Origin of the sequence: Afipia broomeae ATCC 49717, assembly GCF_000314675.2 — a bacterium.
Classification (GTDB): Bacteria; Pseudomonadota; Alphaproteobacteria; order Rhizobiales; family Xanthobacteraceae; genus Afipia; species Afipia broomeae.
In genome coordinates this window covers 1-19,530 of record NZ_KB375282.1, presented here as the reverse complement: position 1 = coordinate 19,530, position 19,530 = coordinate 1, and the positions used below count along the sequence as shown (strand labels likewise).

13 protein-coding genes and 1 pseudogene are annotated in these 19,530 nt (G+C 64.9%); 1 reads left to right on the top strand and 13 read right to left on the bottom strand.

Features of this window, described 5'->3' with window-relative positions; genetic code table 11:
- Positions 1-316: 316 nt before the first annotated feature.
- From HMPREF9695_RS00070 to HMPREF9695_RS00035, 8 genes and pseudogenes are all read right to left on the bottom strand, one after another.
- The gene (locus HMPREF9695_RS00070) at positions 317-1,378 is read right to left on the bottom strand and encodes a DUF7146 domain-containing protein (protein WP_006018711.1); all 1,062 of its coding nucleotides are present in this window, start codon (positions 1,376-1,378) and stop codon (positions 317-319) included.
- Positions 1,378-5,697 carry a bifunctional class I SAM-dependent methyltransferase/DEAD/DEAH box helicase gene (locus HMPREF9695_RS00065; protein ID WP_006018710.1) on the bottom strand — a complete coding sequence of 1,440 codons (4,320 nt, stop codon included), beginning with the start codon at positions 5,695-5,697 and terminating at the stop codon, positions 1,378-1,380. Before HMPREF9695_RS00065 ends, HMPREF9695_RS00070 begins: the two co-directional genes overlap by 1 nt.
- Positions 5,698-5,883: 186 nt before the next feature.
- Positions 5,884-7,998 carry a ParB/RepB/Spo0J family partition protein gene (locus HMPREF9695_RS26540; protein WP_006018709.1) on the bottom strand — a complete coding sequence of 705 codons (2,115 nt, stop codon included), beginning with the start codon at positions 7,996-7,998 and terminating at the stop codon, positions 5,884-5,886.
- Positions 7,999-8,095: 97 nt separating this feature from the next.
- Positions 8,096-8,323 (bottom strand): annotated as a pseudogene (locus HMPREF9695_RS00055) (zincin-like metallopeptidase domain-containing protein); the annotation flags it as partial.
- Between the two features lie 120 nt (positions 8,324-8,443).
- The gene (merBA, locus tag HMPREF9695_RS00050; protein ID WP_006018707.1) at positions 8,444-10,708 is read right to left on the bottom strand and encodes a bifunctional organomercurial lyase/mercury(II) reductase MerBA; all 2,265 of its coding nucleotides are present in this window, start codon (positions 10,706-10,708) and stop codon (positions 8,444-8,446) included.
- On the bottom strand, positions 10,705-10,953 hold the full coding sequence (locus tag HMPREF9695_RS00045; protein ID WP_006018706.1) for a hypothetical protein: 249 nt from the start codon (positions 10,951-10,953) through the stop codon (positions 10,705-10,707). The genes merBA and HMPREF9695_RS00045 overlap by 4 nt, the downstream gene beginning before the upstream one ends.
- Position 10,954: 1 nt before the next feature.
- Entirely contained in the window at positions 10,955-11,248 is a 294-nt protein-coding gene (locus HMPREF9695_RS00040; RefSeq protein ID WP_006018705.1) for a heavy-metal-associated domain-containing protein, read from the bottom strand.
- A 21-nt stretch (positions 11,249-11,269) separates the two neighbouring features.
- Positions 11,270-11,695: a mercuric transporter MerT family protein gene (locus tag HMPREF9695_RS00035; RefSeq protein ID WP_006018704.1), complete on the bottom strand. Its 426-nt coding sequence runs from the start codon at positions 11,693-11,695 to the stop codon at positions 11,270-11,272.
- 85 nt (positions 11,696-11,780) lie between these two features.
- Here HMPREF9695_RS00035 and HMPREF9695_RS00030 point away from each other — a divergent pair, with 85 nt between their 5' ends.
- Positions 11,781-12,209, top strand: a complete 429-nt coding sequence (locus HMPREF9695_RS00030) for a MerR family transcriptional regulator (protein WP_006018703.1) — start codon at positions 11,781-11,783, stop codon at positions 12,207-12,209.
- Between the two features lie 43 nt (positions 12,210-12,252).
- On the opposite strand, the gene HMPREF9695_RS00025 is transcribed toward HMPREF9695_RS00030, so the two are convergent.
- From HMPREF9695_RS00025 to HMPREF9695_RS00005, 5 genes are all read right to left on the bottom strand, one after another.
- Positions 12,253-13,185 (bottom strand): ArdC family protein, encoded by a 933-nt coding sequence (locus HMPREF9695_RS00025; RefSeq protein ID WP_006018702.1) that lies wholly within the window; start codon positions 13,183-13,185, stop codon positions 12,253-12,255.
- 223 nt (positions 13,186-13,408) lie between these two features.
- Positions 13,409-13,849 (bottom strand): hypothetical protein, encoded by a 441-nt coding sequence (locus HMPREF9695_RS00020; RefSeq protein WP_006018701.1) that lies wholly within the window; start codon positions 13,847-13,849, stop codon positions 13,409-13,411.
- Positions 13,846-16,008, bottom strand: a complete 2,163-nt coding sequence (locus HMPREF9695_RS00015; RefSeq protein WP_006018700.1) for a hypothetical protein — start codon at positions 16,006-16,008, stop codon at positions 13,846-13,848. The genes HMPREF9695_RS00020 and HMPREF9695_RS00015 overlap by 4 nt, the downstream gene beginning before the upstream one ends.
- A complete protein-coding gene (locus tag HMPREF9695_RS00010) occupies positions 16,008-17,849 on the bottom strand; it encodes a hypothetical protein (RefSeq protein WP_006018699.1) in 1,842 nt (613 codons plus the stop codon). Before HMPREF9695_RS00010 ends, HMPREF9695_RS00015 begins: the two co-directional genes overlap by 1 nt.
- A complete protein-coding gene (locus HMPREF9695_RS00005; RefSeq protein WP_245258688.1) occupies positions 17,846-19,201 on the bottom strand; it encodes a tyrosine-type recombinase/integrase in 1,356 nt (451 codons plus the stop codon). Before HMPREF9695_RS00005 ends, HMPREF9695_RS00010 begins: the two co-directional genes overlap by 4 nt.
- Positions 19,202-19,530 lie beyond the last annotated feature (329 nt).

Below are 19,530 nucleotides of genomic sequence, written 5' to 3'. Positions count from 1 at the left end.
GCCGCGACCATCGCGGCCTTCGTGGCGATCACTCAGACGGCAGGCGGAACGGGCCAGAACCCGGAGCAGAGCGGAGGGCCGAAGCGCAGCGGAGGATGGCGGAGGCCGGGCTATTTTGCTTCGCGATGCAAAGCGCGCTCGCCAGATGGCTAATGTGTCTTCTCGTCGCCGGCGCGCGGCGGAAAATAGCCGGACGCAGCCATTGCCGGTCCGAGCCGCTTGCCGTCCGATCGCCCTCTAGAAGGCCGTGGTCGCGTGCTCTCCCGGCAGTGGCCGCACCGCGACCGACCTGTCGATGCCCATCGAATTGCCGGGGCTATTCCGCGGTTGCCAACGACGAATGCAGCAAACGGACGACGTCCTCTGGTACGAGCTGAAGCCGCAACGATGCGCGGAGGGCTTCGAGGCCAAAGATGTGCAGATCTTCGTTGAAATCGCCCACCCGAGGCGACAGCGGAATCGCTTCAACGCCGGCCTCTACCGCGCGCTGCGTGAGAATCGCCTGTACGGTATCTCCGGCAGCATCGTCATCGCGGGCGATATAGAGCCGACGCAGGCCAGATGGCAGCATCATCGCTGCGAGATGATTAGCCGAAAGCGCGGCCGCCATGGGCAGGGCCGGCAGTGCGTAACGCAGTGACAGCATGGTCTCGATTCCCTCGCCGGCAGCGAGCACATCATCGACCACGCCGAAGCGAACGGCGTTGCCGAGCAGGTCACCCATGGCGCGTCGTGGTGTGTCGATCGGAGCCTTGCCGAGCCGCACGCGATCAAAACCGTGTGGATCTAGCCAGGTGCGGTGCACGCCGGTGATCCGTCCATCGAGGTCGGTGACACAGGCTATCATCGCCGGCCAGGTTTCGGTCGACGAATGCTCATCCGGTCGATAGTAGCAACGAGGATGGAAGCGCAAGCTGCCACCATGGTTGATGCAACTAATTCCGCGACGCTGCAAGTACGCCTCGGCTAATGTCCCTTCAATCGGGTTGGATATCGCAAAGAGCCGACGAGCGGCTTCCTGCGATCCGGCCGGCGCGACTGGACGAACGGGCCTCGGGAGTGATTGCTCCTCGGAACGAGGCAGCTTCAGAAAGCGCCTCGCCTCCTCGGCGACCTCGCGAAAGTCTCGCAAGGCCAGACTTTCGCGGATGATGTCGAGGAGATCACCATGTTCTCCGGTCGCGGCGTCGGTCCATTTCCCAGCGGGTCCCTTCGGTGATTCGTGCAGCCGCACGAACAACGAGCGGCCCGGCGTATTGTAGACGTCGCCGACCAGCCAGTACCGCCCCGCCCGCCTGCCATTAGAGAGATAGTGTCGGCACACCGCCTCAGCCTCGCACGAGAGGCGGCGTGCCAGTTCGGAAGCATCGCCGGCCATCACGCGGCCTCCCGCTCACTGACGCCCGTAACCGGATAGGTGTCGAGCACCCTGGACAGGACCTCGATGCCGCTCGCGTCCGTGGGTACGAACATGCGCAGCTTCCAGGAGATGATCTCCCCAAAGAGGCCGTAAGCACGGAGGCGATCGCGTATCGTGTCGTTGAATCCGGACAGCTCGATGCGATAGGCGCCCATCACCCGGACGCGGCGAAGTTGGAGTTCCTCCGCGAGGTCGAGGACGGTGCGTCCCTCCATCAGCGCGGCAAAGGCAGCGTCCGGCGTCAGCGCGGGCGCGTCCCTCGAAAGGACGTTTGCGACCCATGTGGCCGAAAACTTGCGTCCGATGATGCGTTCGCCCGCATCGGTCTGGAGCCGATAGACGCGGGTTGATTCGTTCGGCAGCCGCTTCCAGATAGGGAGCAGCAAGCCCGCCACAACGTGGATCGTGCTTTCCGTGAACTGGGGCACCTCGGCAAGCTCCGCCACCCAGGCCGCAGCGAAGCGCCCACGGTCCGCTTCGATCCAGTGGCTCTCCGCCATCATGCTCAAGGGGACCGTGTGCTGATCCATCGGCCGGATCAGACGGACGCGCCGCTCGATCTCGCCGTCATCGAGCATGACGCTCGCCGCGGGGACCTGCACGGCGGCTCGTCCCGAGCGCTCATTGACCAGCAGGACGGCCTGACGATCGGAAAGACGAGCAAGAGCGTCATCCAGACTCACCGGATGATTGCGCTGGCGCTGTGTGACAGTGAGCAGCCGGGTCTCGGCGCCGGTCCCCCGCTGGTCATAGATCGTCCGCCGGTCGGTGACGACAAGGCTCTCGGCACGGAGTGTTTCCAACCCGACGTCGTAGGTGCCGGATGCAACCGCGCCTTCGATCCGAGCGGTCAAGAGCTGCTCGAAGGCGGTGAACAGCACATTCTGGAGGTCGATGGTGAGCGCCAATAACCTGTTCAGAAAGGTCGTGATCGGCGGCAGGTCATTCCTGAGCCCATTGGCATCCATGAGCTTCAGACCGGTTGCATCCTCGAACCTCCCAAGCGAGCAACCGTCGACCTTGCCTCGCGCGAGCAGCGTGTAGAGCTGACGCAACGCATCACGTCCATACTGGCTTTCGAGATTGTCCTCGGGCCGGAACAGGCCCTGTCCTCCGGTCTGACGTTGGCCGCGCGTAATGGCTCCCAACGTATCGAGCCGGCGGGCAATGGTGCTGAGAAAGCGCTTCTCGGCCTTCACGTCTGTCGCAATCGGACGAAACAGCGGCGGCTGCGCCTGGTTGGTCCGGTTGGTGCGGCCAAGGCCTTGGATCGCGGCGTCGGCCTTCCAGCCGGGCTCGAGCAGGTAATGGACGCGCAACCGGCGATTCCGCGCCGACAGTTCGGCATGGTAACTCCGCCCCGTGCCGCCGGCGTCGGAGAACACGAGGATGCGCTTGACGTCATCCATGAAGGCCGAGGTCTCGGCGAGATTGGCCGAGCCTGCGCGGTTTTCGACCACCAGCCGGTCGCCCTTGCGGATGACGCGGCGCGAGCGGCCCGTCACCTCGGCGACCAGTTCGGTGCCGAAGCGCTGGATGACCTGATCCAGTGCCCCAGGTACCGGCGGCAGCGAGGCAAGCTTCTCGATGAGGCGGTCACGGCGTGCGACGGCTTCCCGGCTCTCGACCGGCTGGCCGTCGCGATAGACAGGCCGGGAGCAGAGGTTACCTTCCGAGTCGGTGAAGGGTTCGTAGAGCTGGACCGGGAAGGAGTGGGCGAGGTAGTCGAGGACATACTCGCGCGGGGTGATGTCGACCTGGACGTCGCCCCATTCTTCAGTTGGAATCTCCGCGAGCCGGCGCTCCATCAGCGCTTCGCCCGTCGACACGATCTGGATGACCGCGGCGTGCCCAGCCTCAAGATCGTTCTCGATCGCACGGATCAGTGACGGGGTCTTCATCGAGGTCAGGAGGTGACCGAAGAAGCGCTGCTTCGCGCTTTCGAAGGCGGAGCGTGCCGCAGATTTGGCCTGCCCGTTCAGCGTTCCCGTTGCGCCGGTGATGTTGGCGGCCCGCATCGCCGCGTCCAGGTTATTATGGATGACGCTGAACGCACCGGCATAGGCGTCGTAAATGCGGACCTGCTCCGGCGTCAGTTGGTGCTCAACAAGCTCGTACTCGACGCCCTCGTAAGAGAGCGAGCGGGCTGCGTAGAGGCCGAGCGCCTTGAGGTCGCGCGCCAGCACCTCCATGGCCGCGACCCCACCCTCCTCGATCGCTTCGACGAACTCGGCACGGGTGGCGAACGGAAAGTCGGCGCCGCCCCAAAGGCCGAGGCGTTGGGCATAAGCGAGATTGTGGACCGTGGTTGCGCCCGTCGCCGACACATAGACCACGCGGGCATTCGGCAGCGCGTGCTGGAGCCTCAAGCCCGCGCGCCCCTGCTGAGAGGCCGCTTGGTCACCACGCTCGCCCTTGCCCCCGATCGCATTCTGCATGGCGTGGCTCTCGTCGAAGACGATCACTCCGTCGAAGTCCGAGCCCAACCATTCGACGATCTGCCTGACGCGCGAAAGCTTCTCGCCACGCTCGTCGGTCCGTAGCGTGGCGTAGGTGGTAAATAGGACGCCTTCCGCAAGCCGGATCCGGGTGCCCTGGCGAAACCGGGACAAGGGCGTAACGAGCAGGCGCTCCATCCCGAGCGCGGACCAATCGCGCTGCGCGTCCTCGATCAGCTTGTCGGATTTGCTGACCCAGACGGCACGTCGGCGGCCCTTGAGCCAGTTGTCGAGCAGAATCCCGGCGACCTGCCGGCCCTTGCCCGCGCCGGTGCCATCGCCCAAGAACCAGCCGCGGCGAAAGCGGACGGCATTCTCTGCGTCATCGCGCGCGGCGGCGATAACATCAAAGGTCGCATCGACCGTCCAGGAGCCCACGAGAAACTCAGAATGCGCCTCGCCGGCATAGATGACGCTCTCAAGTTGGGCGTCCGACAGAACTCCATCTGCCACCAGACTCGAAGGCAGGTGCGGACGATAGGATGGTTTCGGTGACGCAACGGACGCCATCGCCGCGGACTGCACGAGCTTGGTCGGGTGTGCGCACGATCCGGGAATACGGATCGATTGCAATCCGTATTCCTCGTAAAGGGCATCGGTGAGCCGGGTGCCTTCCGGCGGCGACCATTCGACCGTTTCGTATGTAAGTTCGACGCCTTCTGGCGCGGCGTCTCTCGAAGAAGACGATGAGCGTGGTGCAACGGCGCCCAGCGATCGCGACATAGCCGGCCGCTCGATAGCGACGATCTCCGGTGATATGGCGACGGGCAGCCTTGGAGGCACATGCTGGTTCACCCAGTCGAGCAAGGTAGCGACGTCGGCCGCCATGCCTGGCGAAGCCGGAAAAGCCGTCGGATCGGCAGCGGGCAGCTTGTCGATCACAAGCAGCCGTGTGTCGATTTGTGTTCCGTGCTTCGCGTAGATGGCGCCGTCGATCGCCGCAGAAAACGCTACCTGCCCGCGTTCCTGGAGCCGCACAAAGGCTTCTCGCCATGCCGGGTTATCCGGTGCGAAGCTGGCGCCAGTGATGGCGACAAGGCGTCCACCGTCGCCAAGACGCGCGAGCGCTGAAGCGATGTGACGGAGAGCCGCATCCGTCATCCGTCGGTCTACGTTCGTCAATGCCGAGAACGGCGGGTTCATCAGAACGACGCTCGGCACGACACTCGCGTCGAGGTGGTCGTCGATCTGTGCAGCATCGAACCGCGAGACCTTAACGCCTGCGAAGAGATGATCGAGCAGCGCCGCGCGGGCCTCGGCCAACTCGTTCAAGACCAGAACGCCGCCGGCGAGCTCGGCAAAGACGGCGAGCAAACCGGTCCCAGCAGAAGGCTCAAGAACGCGATCGGCCGGCGTAATGCCAGCCGCGGCGCATGCGGCCAGCCCAAGCGGGATCGGCGTCGAGAATTGCTGAAGCGCCTGGCTGTCCTCGGAACGCCGCGTGTGGGTCGGCAGACAGCTAGCGATCTTCGTGAGCATCGGCAGCATTGCTGCCGTCGACCCAGCCTTGGCACGCATCGCGGGGCCGAACTTGCGAAGGAACAGAACGGCTGCCGCCTCGCAGACGTCATAGGCGGTCTTCCAATTCCAAACGCCGGCCGTGTCCGAGGCGCCAAAGGCAGACTCCATGGCGCTACGCAGAACAGCGGCATCGATGCGACGGCCGCGTTCGAGCTCGGTCAGGACCTGTCGCGCGGCCCTGACAGCGGCAGAGGTGAGATTTGCAGCGGCACGCATGGAGAGCGGCGTGGCGATGCCGCCGGCAAGAGATTCGGTCATGGCAGGAATTCTTTCGGAGAGCAGGAATGGGTCGAACCATCAGGCGCTCTCCTTTGCCCCCGACGGCTCAAACCCTTCCCGGCCCGACTCTCACTCTCCGCCGTTCCCAATAAGAATGGGGACCAGCGCTACACACCGGTCCCCAAGCAACCGCGGGACGGCCAAAGCCGCCCCGCTCTGTGATGATCACTCAGCCGCGTCGAGATGTTGCGGATCTTCGTCGGCGGCGGTCTCCTGATCCTCCTCGTCGGCGAGGAATTCGGGCAGCCGGCCCGCCTCGCTCTCCTGCTCTGACGCCGCATCGGGATCGAGGAGACGCAACGGCTCCGGCAACCAACCCGAGCCATCCAGAAGTCGTTCAGCCTCCTTGGCCATGTCGGCCTTCTTCAGATGGTCGATCAGTTGCGCCGACGACTCGCCCTTGGCCTGCCGCACGGCATCCAGAATACGCGGCTTGGTAACCCGGCCGAGATAGTTGTCGACGGTCGGTCGCCAGCCGGCCTGCACCATGTCGAGCCCGACCGCGCGCGCCAGCACATCGGCCTGGTCGAGACGCGTGCGAACGCCATGGGCGGAGACGCGACCCTGATTGTAGCGATTGGCTGGCTCATGGACGGCGTTGACCGCAAACGACGCACAGTGGGCGAACAGCGACGCCTGTGCACCACCATCGAGAGCCGTCAGCGCATCCCAGAGATCGTTCTCGCTCTTTGGCAACCGTGCCTTCCAGACCTCATGTCGCGCCTCGACTGCTTTGGCCGAGACGCTTTCCCTCAGCCCCGGAGCTTGGGCGGGAAAGTTCGGCGTGCGAAGGCTGATCTCAAGACAGCTCCCGGACGATGCGAACCGGTAAAAGGCCGTCAGCACGAAGTTATGCAGAACTGCCTGGAACGCGACCGCTGGATTTCCCGCCAACGCATCACGCAATGTCAGTGTACGATGCGCCGTCAACTCGATGATGAGACGATCCGGCAAAGGTTTGGTCGCGTCCTCATCATCCTCCTCGGCATCAGCAGCGCCGCCTGCGACCGCGATGACCGTGCGCTGGACGGAAGGGCCCACTTCAAGACCTTCGGTCGACGACGCATCGGCGCCCTGCCCGACATCAGGATCAGTTGCCGGCACCTCGTCCTCCGGCCGGACGTAACCCCGGTCCACGGCGAGGCGTCCTTCGGAGTCGATGCTGATGAAGACACCAGCTCGGGCGATCTCCGCCGGTTCGTAAAGCATCGGCCGGTCTTCGAATGCAGCCAGGGCCGACTCGATTTCGCCGAGACGCTGATCGACCTCGTCGGGCAACTCGTCGGCATCCCGGTAGTCGACTTCCAGCTTGGCTTGCTCGGCGTTCAGCGCATCGATGGTGGCCTGCTCCTCAGGCGAGAGATCGACGGGCTTGCCTTCGATTTGTCGTAGGCCTTGAGTGTGACCGTAGGGGAAATCTACGGCGACCGAGATCCACTTCCAGCCTTCGGCAGCAATCGTCTCAGCTTCGGCCTTGAGCTTCTCGGTTACGAGGCGGTCGAGCAAGACGACGTCCTGAAGCCAGCCGCCGTCGTCGTGCTCGAACAGATCCCGCAGAACGCCGCCACCCGCGCTCTGATAGGCATCGAGGCCCACAAATTGGGCCCGGGGATCGGAACCGCGCACGGTGTTCTCCGTGAGCAGCCGGCGGATCTGGTATGGCTCGTCATAACCGGAGCGGCTGACATTCTCCCAGACTTGCTCCTGGCGGGCGTGATCGGCCGTGACCGAGAACGCCATGAGCTGCTCGAGGGTCATGCCGTCTTCGGCATAGACCTCATGCAGCTTTGGCGAGACCGACGCCAGGCGCAGGCGCTGCTTGACGATTGCAGGGTTCACGAAATGACGCGCGGCAATGTCTTCCTCGCTCATGCCGAGATCGCGGAGTGTCTGGAAGGCCCTAAACTGATCAAGCGGATGCAGGCCGACCCGCTCATCGTTCTCCGCCACCGAATCGTCCTCGGCGATGCCCCCTTCACGCACAACGCACGGCACCGCCTGCGTCTTTGACATCCGCTTCTGTTTTACCAGGAGCTCGAGAGCGCGATAGCGCCTGCCGCCCGCTGGCACCTCGAACATGCCGGTCTCGTTGCCATCTGCATCGACGACGGCCCGGACACTCAGACCTTGCAGAAGCGTACGCTGCGCGATGCTCTCGGCTAGCTGCTCGATCGAGACACCGGCCTTGACGCGGCGAACGTTCGACTGGCCGAGCACGAGCTTGTTGAAGGGAATGTCCCGAGAAGGGGACAGCGTGATCTTTTGTACGGCTTTCGTCATTTTGGCTCTCCACGACGGGTGGCCGTGAGACTCTCTCTCGGCTTCCAACCCGTCGCGAACAGCCTCCCCTCCTCTCACTCTCGCGCGAGGCCAGGCATCACGCCGTCTCGTGATCGGCGACAGCCGAATCCAGCGATGCGGGCTCAATGGACCCGGGAACGAAACCGAGCAAATAGTCCGCGGCCTTGCTCGCCTGCGAGGCGGCCCGCACGATGGCGCGATTGTCTTCACGCAGGACTTCGAGCCAGGAGCCGATATAGTCGGCATGGCGCACGGTGGGGACGATCCCTAGCGACGCGCAGCTGAACGCGGAACTCAATTCGGCGCGTTATCTGAACAGTCAAGCTGTCTCAGTCGGATTTGCGGCGGCGTTTGCCTGAAAATGCGGACTGCCGCTGGATGTCGGCGCGTGAGACAGATTCGCGGATCGCTTAGGGGCCCTAGCTCACCCAGCGCAACAGGATAACTTCGCGACGTCCTTTCCGAATGACAACGCTGCGAGCTTCAAGCCCTCGACAGTGGTGAGATACGGAAAGATCGTATCCGCGAGGTCCTCGACGGTAAGGCTCTGCCGGATCGCAAGTGCTGCGGTCTGGATGCTGTCGGCCCCTTCCGGCGCGAGAATGTGCGCGCCGAGCAGCCGGCCGCTGCCGGCGTCAGCCACGAGCTTGATGAGTCCCCGGGTGTCGCGAGCGGCGAGCGCGCGCGGTACCTGGTTGAGACCGATCGTGGAAACACGGACGGCATGCCCGGCCGTGCGCGCCGCGGCCTCGGTCAGCCCGACGCTCGCCACCTGCGGGTCGGTGAACACGATGGCAGGCATGGCGCTGTTGTCGTAGCGCAGGCTGTCGCCATTGAGGGCGTTCTTGGCGGCGAGCTTGGCGCCATAGGCGGCCATGTAGACGAACTGGTCGCGGCCGGTGACGTCGCCGGCGGCATAGATGCCGGCCCCGGTGGTGCGCATGCGGTCATCCACAACGATGCCGCCCTTCAGCGAGACGGTGATGCCGCGCTCGGCAAGCCCAAGACCTTCAATGTTGGGCGCGCGCCCGGTGGTAATCAGCACCTGATCGGCGTCGATCGTCGTGTTCTGGTCGTCGCGCGAAACATCGAGCGCAATGCAGTGCTCGGTCTTGCGGATCGCACGGTAGGCAACGCCGGAGACTATGGTGATCCCTTCGTCCTGCAAATATCCTGTCAGCGCCGCGCCGATCTCGGGCTCGGCCTCGGGGAGCAAATGGGACCGGCATACGAGCGTCACCTTGACGCCCGCGCGGGAGAACATCTGGGCAAGCTCGGCCCCGATATAGCCGCCGCCGATGACGAGCAACGATCGTGGTAGCTCCTCAAGGTCGAGCGCGGTCGTGCTGGTCAGATAGGGTACGGTCTCGATGCCGGGGATGGCGGGCACAGCCGGCCGCGCGCCGGTCGCGATGATGATCTTGCCGGCGGGAATGCGCGCGCCGTCCACCTCGACACCACCTTCTATGAGGCGCGCCGCGCCTTCGCGATAAGCAATGCCGTTATAGGCGGGCAGCAGATTCGTGTACTTGGCGTGGCGCAGTTCGGAAACGAGTGCATCCTTCTGACGAACGGTGCTGCGCCAGTCGGTCAGTTCGGCCTCCGCCGTGATGCCGGCAAAACGTGCTGCTACACGCGCGTTGTGAAGCGTCTCGGCGGCCCGGATCAGAGTCTTCGACGGCACGCAGCCGATATTGACGCAGGTGCCGCCGATGGTGCCGCTGCCGATGAGCGCCACCTGCGCGCCCTGATCGGCCGCTGTGATGGAGGCCGAGAAGCCGGCCGAGCCGGCGCCGATGACGACGAGATCGTAGGCGCCACCATTGCGATCGTTCGTGCGAAAGCGACGGTCCGCCGCTGCAGGGTTCTTCGATGTCGAGCCGACCGACGATTGTGCCGGGGTATCGAGGCCGGCGAGGCTCGGGCCGAACAGAGCGCGGCCAGCCTCCATCCCTTCCTCGATCGACAGCCGAAATCCGGCCTCGTCCGCCGCCTGTTCACGGCGCCAGGCGGAGAGATGGTCGTCCGAACAGAAGAAGGCGGTCGTCGCGCAAAGCGAGTTCGCAGCGCACGCGCCTTCATAGCGGACGCTTTGCCACATGACCGACGTATTCGGCTCAACGCGAGCCAGCATCCGACCTTGATCCCGTGTGGTGACCCGAATTTGCGCACCACAATGGCGGCAGCGCGATGCAATCGTGACATCGCGATCAGTCATGGCGCCAATGCCGAGTGCGTCGACCGCGCACATTGCGTTGAGAACACGTCCGTCGAGTGTGACCCGGTGGCCGGTGTCACTATCGGTGAAGGGATAGGCGCCGACGATCCGCTCGCCGTCGAGCACGACCAGGTCGCGACGGCGGAGCTCTTCGAGCAGAGCCCGGACGGACGTCTCGCTCAACCCTGCGCGCTCCGCAAGCGCGTCTGCGGCCGGAGCTCGGCCATGTTCCGCGTAGAGCTGGAGCAGCGCGATGCGAACGCGGTCGGTGGCGGGATCGTAGCCGCTCCAGCGATCGAACACATGGTCGGACCCGACCATGGCCAGCAGGGCGTCCTTGACCGCTGGTGATTTGACCACAGACCAATCCGGAAACGTCACGCCCGGCCGCACGACGTAGCTCGGGAGCGTCGCGGATGCGGAAGCTGCAAGCTTGTCGCGAGACGAGGAGGATGCGCAACAGTCGTTCATGGCTTCACGCCTTCGTTGTGAATCTTGGTCTCGCTGCAGGCGGGTCTTGCACGGCGATGATGGATAGCCCACGCGACGAGACCGAAGCACGTGATCACCAGGGGAAGCATCACCAGACCTGCACCTGCCAGCCACGCGCCGAGGCCGGCCAGTGGCAGGACTCCGGCGAGGAGCGGCGCCGCGCAGCAGATCACAGCGAGGACGGCGCCAGCCGTGCCTGCACCGATGAGGGCGCGGTCATTCACCTCAACTGCCCTGCTGCACCGGACGGGCTGGATAGCCCGCGTTCATGCTGGCGGCCGCGATGGTGGCCGGGTTTGTCTTGGCGTCGTCGAAGGTCACGGTCGCGGTTTTGGCTCGGAACGAAACGGCGACCTTTGCGACGCCGAGGACCCCCTCCATCGAACTCTTCACGATGTAGGGACACGAGGCGCAGGTCATGTTGTCGACAGCGAAGGTGATCGTGCGTTCGCCGGCGAATGCGGTCGACGCCGTCATCACTGAGGCGATCAGGGCGAAAGCGCCCAAACTGTTCTTCATGGGTCGGGTCTCCTCTTGGTGTCAGGTGCGAAGCAGCAGTGGGGCAACGTAGTCGAAGACGAAGGCGGCGATCACAAGCGCGGTCGCCATCCAGAGCGCGAGTTGAACAAGGCGGCTGGGAATGGGGCGTGAGCAGGCAGCGCCATCAGCACAGGCCCGTCTGGGCTTCCAGTAAACAAGGTAGAAGCCGTATCCGAGTAGGCCTGCCGTTCCGGCGACGAAGATCGGTTTGTAGGGTGCAAGCGCCGTCAGATTGCCAATCCAGGCGCCGCCGATGCCGACACTGAACAGGATCAGCGGCACGATGCAGCAGGACGAGGCGGCGAGCGCGCCGAAAATGCCGCCAACGGCGATCAGACGCTGCCGTCCGACCTCGCCGCGCTCGGACGCGGAGGGATCCGCCACAAGAGGCGCCATGCTTGCCGTTCTGGATCGCGATGCGACCATGTCCACTCTCTCTTTCCTTGTCGAAATCCTAAGCGTGCCGTACCATGCGGTCTGTAGTCGCTACAGGGTCAAGAAGGATTTTGCGATGCGCGATCACGCCGTGGTGAAGGGACTGCAGCGGGCTGAACTCGCCCAGCGAACGGGCTGCAATCTGGAGACGGTGCGTTATTACGAGAAGGTCGGCCTTCTGCCCGAACCGCCGCGTACAACGAGCGGCTACCGCAGCTACGACACGTCGCATGAGCGGCGCCTTCGCTTCGTGTTGCGGGCGCGCGAGCTCGGCTTCTCCCTTGATGAAATCCGTGAGCTACTGCGTCTCGTCGACGAGCGCGACCAGCCCTGTGCCGAGGCGCGCGCCGTCGCCGCCGCACACCTTGAGGACGTGCAGGCGAAGATCGCCGATCTGAAGCGCATGGAGCGGGTGCTCAAGAAGGTTGTCGCGCAATGTGCTGACGGCACGTTGCCGGAATGCGCGCTGATCGAGACGCTGTTCCGGGAGGGTGCGGTCAACTGATCGCACCCGGTGGACCCTTTGAAACGGCCCGTTGAGGGGGCGCCTATGCAGCGCCCCTGACGTCGTGCCCATGAGCATTGGCTTGCCGGGCGTGCATCCAGTCGGTGATCTCTTGTGCCTTGCTCGCCGCGGTGAAGATGGCGCGCTTGTCGGAGCGCAGCACTTCGAGCCAGGAGGCGATGTAGCGGGCGTGGTCGGGTCGTGGCTCAACACTGAGGTTGAGGTCGGCGCAGATCATGGCGCTGAGAAGCTCGACCGTGCATTCTTCCATGGCGTAGGCGGCCGAGCCGAACCGTCCGGAGAGATCGCGGTCGAGGCGATTCTTGGCGCCGGAAGCGTGGCCGCATTCGTGGAGCAACACGGCGTAGTAGGCAATCGCGTCCCGGAAGCAAGCGAACTCGGGCATCTGCACGTGATCCTTGGACGGGATGTAGCAAGCTTGTGATCCGCCGTGGCGAATATCGATGCCAAGGGCGGCGCAGAAGCGCTCGGCGTGCTCGATCCGCTCGACCTCGGGAAGCACCGGCAGCTCGGGCGGTGTGTAGCCGTCGACCTGAGCGGCATTGAAGGCAGTGTAGCCGCGAGCAAACAGGCGCCGTGCGGGCTCGTGATGATTGTCGTCGCCATCCTGACGATCTGTGTCGCTGCTGCGATCTGCCGTCTTCCAGAACACGACGAGGTGGCCGCGCTCGCCCTTGCGAACCTGAGCGCCGAGTTCGTGCCATTGGCGATAGGTGCCCCAGATGCCGGCGGGATAGCCGGCCGCATGCGCCGCAGCCCAGAGGGTGATGACGTTGACGCCGCGATAGGCCTTGCGTGAAGTGACGTTGACGGGCCTGGTGATGGCCGATCCGTCGTGATGCCAGGGCATCCGGTAATCTCCGGCGCCGGCCTCGATGGCGGCGATGATCTGGTTGGTCACGCGCTCGTAGATATCGTTGACGGTGCGGGCCTGGCTGTTGCGATTGGTGGTCATGGGTGCCTCCTGTGCTCGCCCTCTCCGTCGAGGGCGAAGCGGCAGGGGCAGACGCGGCGAGCCGGGCCGTCACACCCTGTTCTCGGTTACCGGTGCGGAACAGGGTTGACGGGCTGGCAACGTCTGCCACAACCGAGCCCCTGCCTCGACGGGCGAGCACAGGAGACGTCGGCCACGACCGATGGCCGCAGGACCGGCCGGTTACGGGGATATTGCGTGGCTCTCAGCCAGCGCCATCTCGCGGCGAGCGCCGCAGCGGAACGACCTTGGCCTCATTCGATCGCGCCAGTTCATTCTGCAAGCCGACAATCACCTCGTCACGCTCGGCAACCTGCAACGTCAGCACCTGGATGTGCTGTGCGAGTGTGCGGGTGAGCGCACGCAACTCGGTCATCTCGGCGCCACGCACGGCCCGGAGCTCGGCTTCGAGGAAGCGGACACGCTCCTTCAGTGCCTGGGGAGATGATCGCCGGTGGCGTACTTCGGCGGCGCGAAACTCAGCAAGAAGATCGATCGCACGGTTCGCCGTTGCCCGGCTGACGCCGGCCTCGCGCGCCAGATTGGAGACGGTGAGCGCGCCGTCGGTGCGCTCGGGCCGACCGTCGAGCAGTCGTGCCATTCCCGCCCTCAATGCCGCCTCGCTCTTCGGACCCAGGCTGGTCATGCATCACCGTCCATCAGATGTGCGATCAGCCGACGCTTGCGTTCGTTGTCGCGTGTGATGGCCGCGCGCTGCAGCGGCGACAGGCGCCGGTCGGCGAGCAGGGCTTCGCCGTCCGCGATCGAGGCTTGCCACGGCTCGCGGTGTCGGGCGGTCAAACAGGCGTTCGGGCAGCGATCGGGGCTGCATCGGGACAAGGCCGGTGCCGCCCGCTCGGAATGCGGTGCGGCGTTGAGGCACAGCGCGGTCGCGGCATCGAAGAGGCAGTCGTTGAGAAAGCCGACGTGCAAGGTTCGACCGAGATGAGCCAACATGGTGCGCAACCGTTTGCGATCCATGATCCGGCCGGGAAGCTCGCCGAGTTCGTCCTGCACACGCGCGAACTCCCGCCGCAATCGTGTCGCGCCTGGTCCCGCCGGACCCTCATGACGAAGAAACGCTTCGTAATGAGCAACGATGTCGTCGAGTTGGCCAAGCGCGCGTTCGCGCTCCACGGCCAGACGGAAGTCCGTGTGCGCCGAGCCCGCATAGCCTTCGAACATGGCGACCGAGGCGTGCTTGTACTGGATCTTTCCCGCAACGGTGCCGAACGGCCGATTGGCGATGTACCATGCGACCGTGCGGCGTAATTGCCGGGTGGTGAACTTCCAGGGCTCGTCTCCGATCCGTGGGATCGCCGGCGTGTCGGCGGAGCGCGCATCCAGCCCGTCGCGAAACAGATTGAGCGTGATCGTCGCACCCATGCCGAGATGATCGTTGCTCCAGGGCCAATCCTTCAGCGTCACCCATAAGGATGACAATCCCTTCTCGCGGCGATTAGGTGCGGAGAGGGCCTCCATGACCGCGACGGCGCGAGCGACCGGCTCGATCGTGATCCAGTCGGCCATCATGCCGCGTGCGCCTTGACGCTTGTAGACGGTGCTGCGCACCCGGTAGAGTTCGACCAGGCCATCGGCGCTACGAACCGCCGACACGCAGCCCGGCTGCATGGCTTGCACCTCGCTGTCGCGCATGCCGGTGAGATAGGCGCAGACCACATAGCAGGCGGCTTGCAGCATCCGCTCCTCGCGGGCGAGGCTTAAGCCGTCGAAGCGCTCGCGCCATGGCAAACCCGTGTCGGTATCGATCGAGATTGGCGTATTGAGACCGCCGATCTCGGTTCCCAGTTCAGCCGCCGCGGCATCGATCAGCCGCGCGGTCGGTTCGGATTGGCTGACGCGCCCGCTCTCGGGAGCTCCGACATGCAGCCGCATCAGATGGAGGTTGTAGGGAGGAATCTCGCGGCCGGTCAGCGGATCGATCCGGCGGGCGGCGTTGGGCGCCCGCTCCCAGATCGGCACGCCTCGGCCTGCGGCCCGGCGCGCGTCGACCCACTTCGCGACACGGGCGCGGTAGGTCTTGGCAACGGCTCGACTTGTCCGGGCATCGCGCGCCATCAATCGAGCGCAGCGGGCTTCCAGGGCATCGAGTTCTGCGCGCGCCGCCAGGATATCCGGCGCATAGACCTCGATGTACTTGAGCGACCAGCGAAGCATGGCGCCGATGATCGGCTCGGGAATGCGCGGCGTGGCATTCTCGGCGGGCGCAGGCGGACGTCCTGCAACATGGTGCGCCGCGCGCCCGCGCCACGGAAGAATGCCGATGCCGCCGCCCGTCAACCATGGCGACAAATGATGCAGATCGATCGGCACTTCGACATACTTCACCGTCTCGTTGGGCGTTCGCCGCCCGCCGTCGCGGGCGTGCACCAGATAGGCATCGAGCAGCGCCTGATCGATCCGGCTCAGATCGACGGCACCGATCCTTGTGCTGAGAAACGCCGCGAAATGCTGGATGTAGCGCAGCAAGCGGATCGCCGAGGTCGCACCACAAGGCGCGCGGTATCCCGGCACATGGATGCGCAAACGGGCGATCACATACTCCTTCGCAAGCCGCTGCGTCACAGGATCGGCGATGCGGGCGAAGTTCAGCCGATAATTGCTGTAGCGGGCGTTCACGCGGAAGATGGTGGCGCCCAAATCCCAGTGATCGTCACCGAAACGGGGAAGCTGCGCGCGGTCGACATCCTCCCTGACCGTGACGCCGGCGAGGACAGGCTCGTCGTCACCATAGATGGCGGATGGCAGCGACCGCCGCGCCGGCAGCGTGATCGGCGTCGGCATCACGGCGCTCCCGCTTCAGGCGGCAGGTAAATCAGCGCCGGGTCTGAAGCCGCGACCTGACGCGCCTGCTCGATCTCGGCATCACTGAAGCGGGGCAGGATCTGATCGGCGATCCGTCTGTGAACGCGTCCGAACTTCGTCGTCCAGTCATGTTCGGTGAGCGTCTGCCTTTGCGCGCGGATGAAGGTAAGGAACGACAGGAGCGCGGGCAGCTTGCGGGCGGTAATCACCGCATTGCTGCATTCCAGGCATCCCCAGAATGGCGACGGACAGGCTTCGCCGTCGGCCCCGAACGGGCTCTTGTAGAAGCCGCCGCAACTGGCGAGCCAGACGTCCTGCTCGCCGCTTAACAGGGCATTGACGGCGGCGGCGCCCGTGACCGCCAGATCACCGGCCTCGTCAGGATCAGCTCGAAGGGCGGCCTCCTGCCCTGATGACAAGACGTGCGGCTGCCGAGCGGCGTCGAGCGCATCGGTCATGGCGTCGGCAATGGTCGCTTCGTGGAGATGGCGAAGCGCGGGAATGTCGGCGTAGTGATTGGCCGCGACCGCGATGCTGTGCCCGACCGCGAAGCGGTCGAGCTGGCCGCCGGTTCGGCGATACCATGCCGCCTTATGGGTCTTGCGCAGGCGGGTCAGGTTGAGGCGGAGCGGCCGGCCCTGCTCGTCGAGGATGCCATGCCGTCCGACCCATGAGGCGATAACTTCCTTCATGCTTAGGACGCGTGGGGTCAGCCGGCCCCAGGCGAAATGAGCCCACAGCGAGTGCACGCCGAGCCGGTGTCTGGCGGCTTCCGTCCAGTGCAGCACCTTCCGAACCAGGCCGCCGGGCGTCGACGATCCGCCAGCGCGGACGCGCAGTCGCTTCCACTCGGCGCCGCGCGCCCGCCGCTTGCAATACTCGATCTCGACATAGCCGCCGGATGGGTTCTTCAGGCAGTCTGACCGCAATCCCTTGATGGCTTCGACCTCGAGACCAGACTCGAGCGAAATGAGAACGATGAGCGGCACCAAGTCGGCGGCGAGGAGGTGCCGACGGCCATGGAGATCGTGGATCAGGCGATCGTTCGCCAAACCGCTTTCCCGGCGAAGCGTATAGAGCCGTTTGAAGAGCGGATGCCGGTGCCCGATGACGCCTTCGACATCGATCGCTGCCATGGCCGCTTCGTGTGCTGCTGCCAGAACGCTGCTCCGATCGGCATCGTCGTGCGCCGGAAGGCGCTCGGCCGCAGCAAAGCGATGCATGATCGCGCTGAGGTCGGCGCGTGCTGCACTTCGCAGTGCCGACGCAACATCATCGCCATAGGCATCGCGCGGTTGGGCGCGCACGCCCGGCCGATTACTCGTGTACATGAGCCGGCGCGACGCATCAGGTGGCAATTGCCGCGGTTCTGCCGCATCCGCCAGCCGGAGCAGATTGAGCACCTTGCTCATCCGGTGCAACCGATGATTGGGATGCAGGCCACTCTCTTCCATCCAAGCGTCGAAACCGTCGATGCACGCGGCGTTGACGTCCGACAGACGCATCACGTGATGAGTGCCGGCGTCGAGGTAGCGCCAGAACATCTTGAGCGCATTGGCGTAGGCAGCGGCGGTCGAGATCGAGCCTGCCGGACCGCCAACCTGGCAGGCGCGCCAAAGCGCCCCCGCAAGCGTCCGCGCCAATGCTCTGCGACCGCCCAGCATCGTCAGGTCGATCGTCACGGTGCGGTCCGCGAGGGTGACAGGGAAGCGGAGCGATGCGATCGCCGCTGCAGCTTCCTCCTCGGGATCGGGCAGCGTCTCGGGAAAGAGGGCACGACGGCCAGGCCGCCGCGCCGATGTAGTCATGGCGGCGGTCATTGCGCATCACCGGCCGTATCTTGGGCCCAGCGATCCGCGGCCGCCTCGACCAGTTCCTGCGCTTCAGCCAAGCTGTCGAGATAGATGTAGGTGCTGGTCACACTCGCGTGCCCCAGCAGATGCTGCAGCTTCTGCAAGGGATCGCCGAGAATCCGGCGATAGGCCGCGCCGTGCCGATCCTGCGGATCGAACACCGCGCCAATCTGCTCGCGGATCAGCATTGAAAGCATGTTGACGGCGAAGGAGTGCCGCAATGTATGGGGCGATACGTCGAGGTCGATCCCGAAACGGCGACAGCGGACGCAGGCCCGGCGAAAAGCCGCTTCCCAAGTGGCTGATGGGACCGGCCGGCCACCTTCCGTCAACCAGAGCAAGGCGTGTTGCGCCTTGCCGGGCACGCCGATCAGCACACGCCGTCGCTCGCTCGGCGTCAGCCGATCGAGCCGGACCCGCTTGCCCGCCGCGTCGACGATCCTCCCGCCCTCCGGCGCCAACCAGAGTGGATTGGTGACCGATGGCTCCCATCGGGCGGACGATATGGTTCGCTCGAGATCGATGTAGTCATTGATCAGCGCCAATACCCGACGGGGAATGCGAACACGGCGCGGCCGTCCGCCCTTGGCGACCGCGCCTGGCAGATCGAATACGACCGAGCGCAATCCGGCTTCTGTCGCACGAGGAAGATCAGCCAGAAGCAGGCTACCGCCTTCGGTCAGCCGCAGTCCAGTCGTGACCAACAGCTCTGCGAAGAGCGCGTTCCGTTCGCCATTGCGGCCACGCCACGTCGGATCGTCCGTGCCGTCGGGCGAGCGTCCTCTCAGCCCCACGTCGCGGAATAACAGATAGCGGCCGAGATCAACGTAACGCATATCGTGCTGCCGTGCCGCGCGCTCGCGCGCCCGGTTCGTCGTAACGGCCAGCACGGCGCGCGTGCCAGCTGCCCTGCGAAGGGTGACGCCATAGCTGAAGGGCGAGGTCGTGATGATCCCTTCTTCGACGGCCCACCGATAAAGCTTATCGAGTGCCGCAATGCCGCGGTTCCAGCTCGCCGCCGAGACTCGGAACGCGGCGTCCGACAGGCGCCGCGCCCGGTGAAAGGCCAGCACGTCGTGACGGTCGGCCTGCCAGACCGTCTTGCGGTCCCGCCGCTCGCTGAGAAAACGCGCCCAGACGAGAATGTCGTGGGCGTAGGAGCGCCATGTGTTCGGCGACCGCGCACCCATGCCCGGACATACGCGGAAGAATCGATTGAGATGAAGATCGTAGCTCCCGTCATCCATCAAGATGAAGGGCATGCCCTCGATCAATCCGGCGCGCTCGGCGGTGCCGAGCGCGCCGGCCACCACGTTCACTGCAAGGTCACCAATCGAAAGCGGGCGCGAAACAACATCAACGTCTGTAAAATACAACTGCACGCAAGATACCTAAGCGGAGCGCCTTCGGCGCAACTTCATTGTTTAGAATGCGAGGGGTTCCCCTCGCGCTCTCCCGCTCGCCGCGTGGCAGGGGTGCAGGACTTCGCCTGCACCCCATCAACAGCTTGTGGTGTCGCCGCCGCGTCAAGCGTTGTCCTCGCTACGCTGCGGGAACGCTTGACCCGGACGTCTGAAGAGCCTCACCGGAACCACCGGTGATGCATCTCCATGGCTGATTCTGAGACAGGATCACAGAGTCAGGATAA

Excerpts from the sequence above, each read along its gene's own strand:
- HMPREF9695_RS00065 (WP_006018710.1), bottom strand. The coding sequence starts at position 5,697 with ATGACCGAATCTCTTGCCGGCGGCATCGCCACGCCGCTCTCCATGCGT.
- HMPREF9695_RS00035 (WP_006018704.1), bottom strand. The coding sequence starts at position 11,695 with ATGGTCGCATCGCGATCCAGAACGGCAAGCATGGCGCCTCTTGTGGCG.
- HMPREF9695_RS00030 (WP_006018703.1), top strand. The coding sequence starts at position 11,781 with ATGCGCGATCACGCCGTGGTGAAGGGACTGCAGCGGGCTGAACTCGCC.
- HMPREF9695_RS00040 (WP_006018705.1), bottom strand. The coding sequence starts at position 11,248 with ATGAAGAACAGTTTGGGCGCTTTCGCCCTGATCGCCTCAGTGATGACG.
- merBA (WP_006018707.1), bottom strand. The coding sequence starts at position 10,708 with ATGAACGACTGTTGCGCATCCTCCTCGTCTCGCGACAAGCTTGCAGCT.
- HMPREF9695_RS00010 (WP_006018699.1), bottom strand. The coding sequence starts at position 17,849 with ATGACCGCCGCCATGACTACATCGGCGCGGCGGCCTGGCCGTCGTGCC.
- HMPREF9695_RS26540 (WP_006018709.1), bottom strand. The coding sequence starts at position 7,998 with ATGACGAAAGCCGTACAAAAGATCACGCTGTCCCCTTCTCGGGACATT.
- HMPREF9695_RS00015 (WP_006018700.1), bottom strand. The coding sequence starts at position 16,008 with ATGCCGACGCCGATCACGCTGCCGGCGCGGCGGTCGCTGCCATCCGCC.
- HMPREF9695_RS00025 (WP_006018702.1), bottom strand. The coding sequence starts at position 13,185 with ATGACCACCAATCGCAACAGCCAGGCCCGCACCGTCAACGATATCTAC.
- HMPREF9695_RS00070 (WP_006018711.1), bottom strand. The coding sequence starts at position 1,378 with ATGGCCGGCGATGCTTCCGAACTGGCACGCCGCCTCTCGTGCGAGGCT.
- HMPREF9695_RS00020 (WP_006018701.1), bottom strand. The coding sequence starts at position 13,849 with ATGACCAGCCTGGGTCCGAAGAGCGAGGCGGCATTGAGGGCGGGAATG.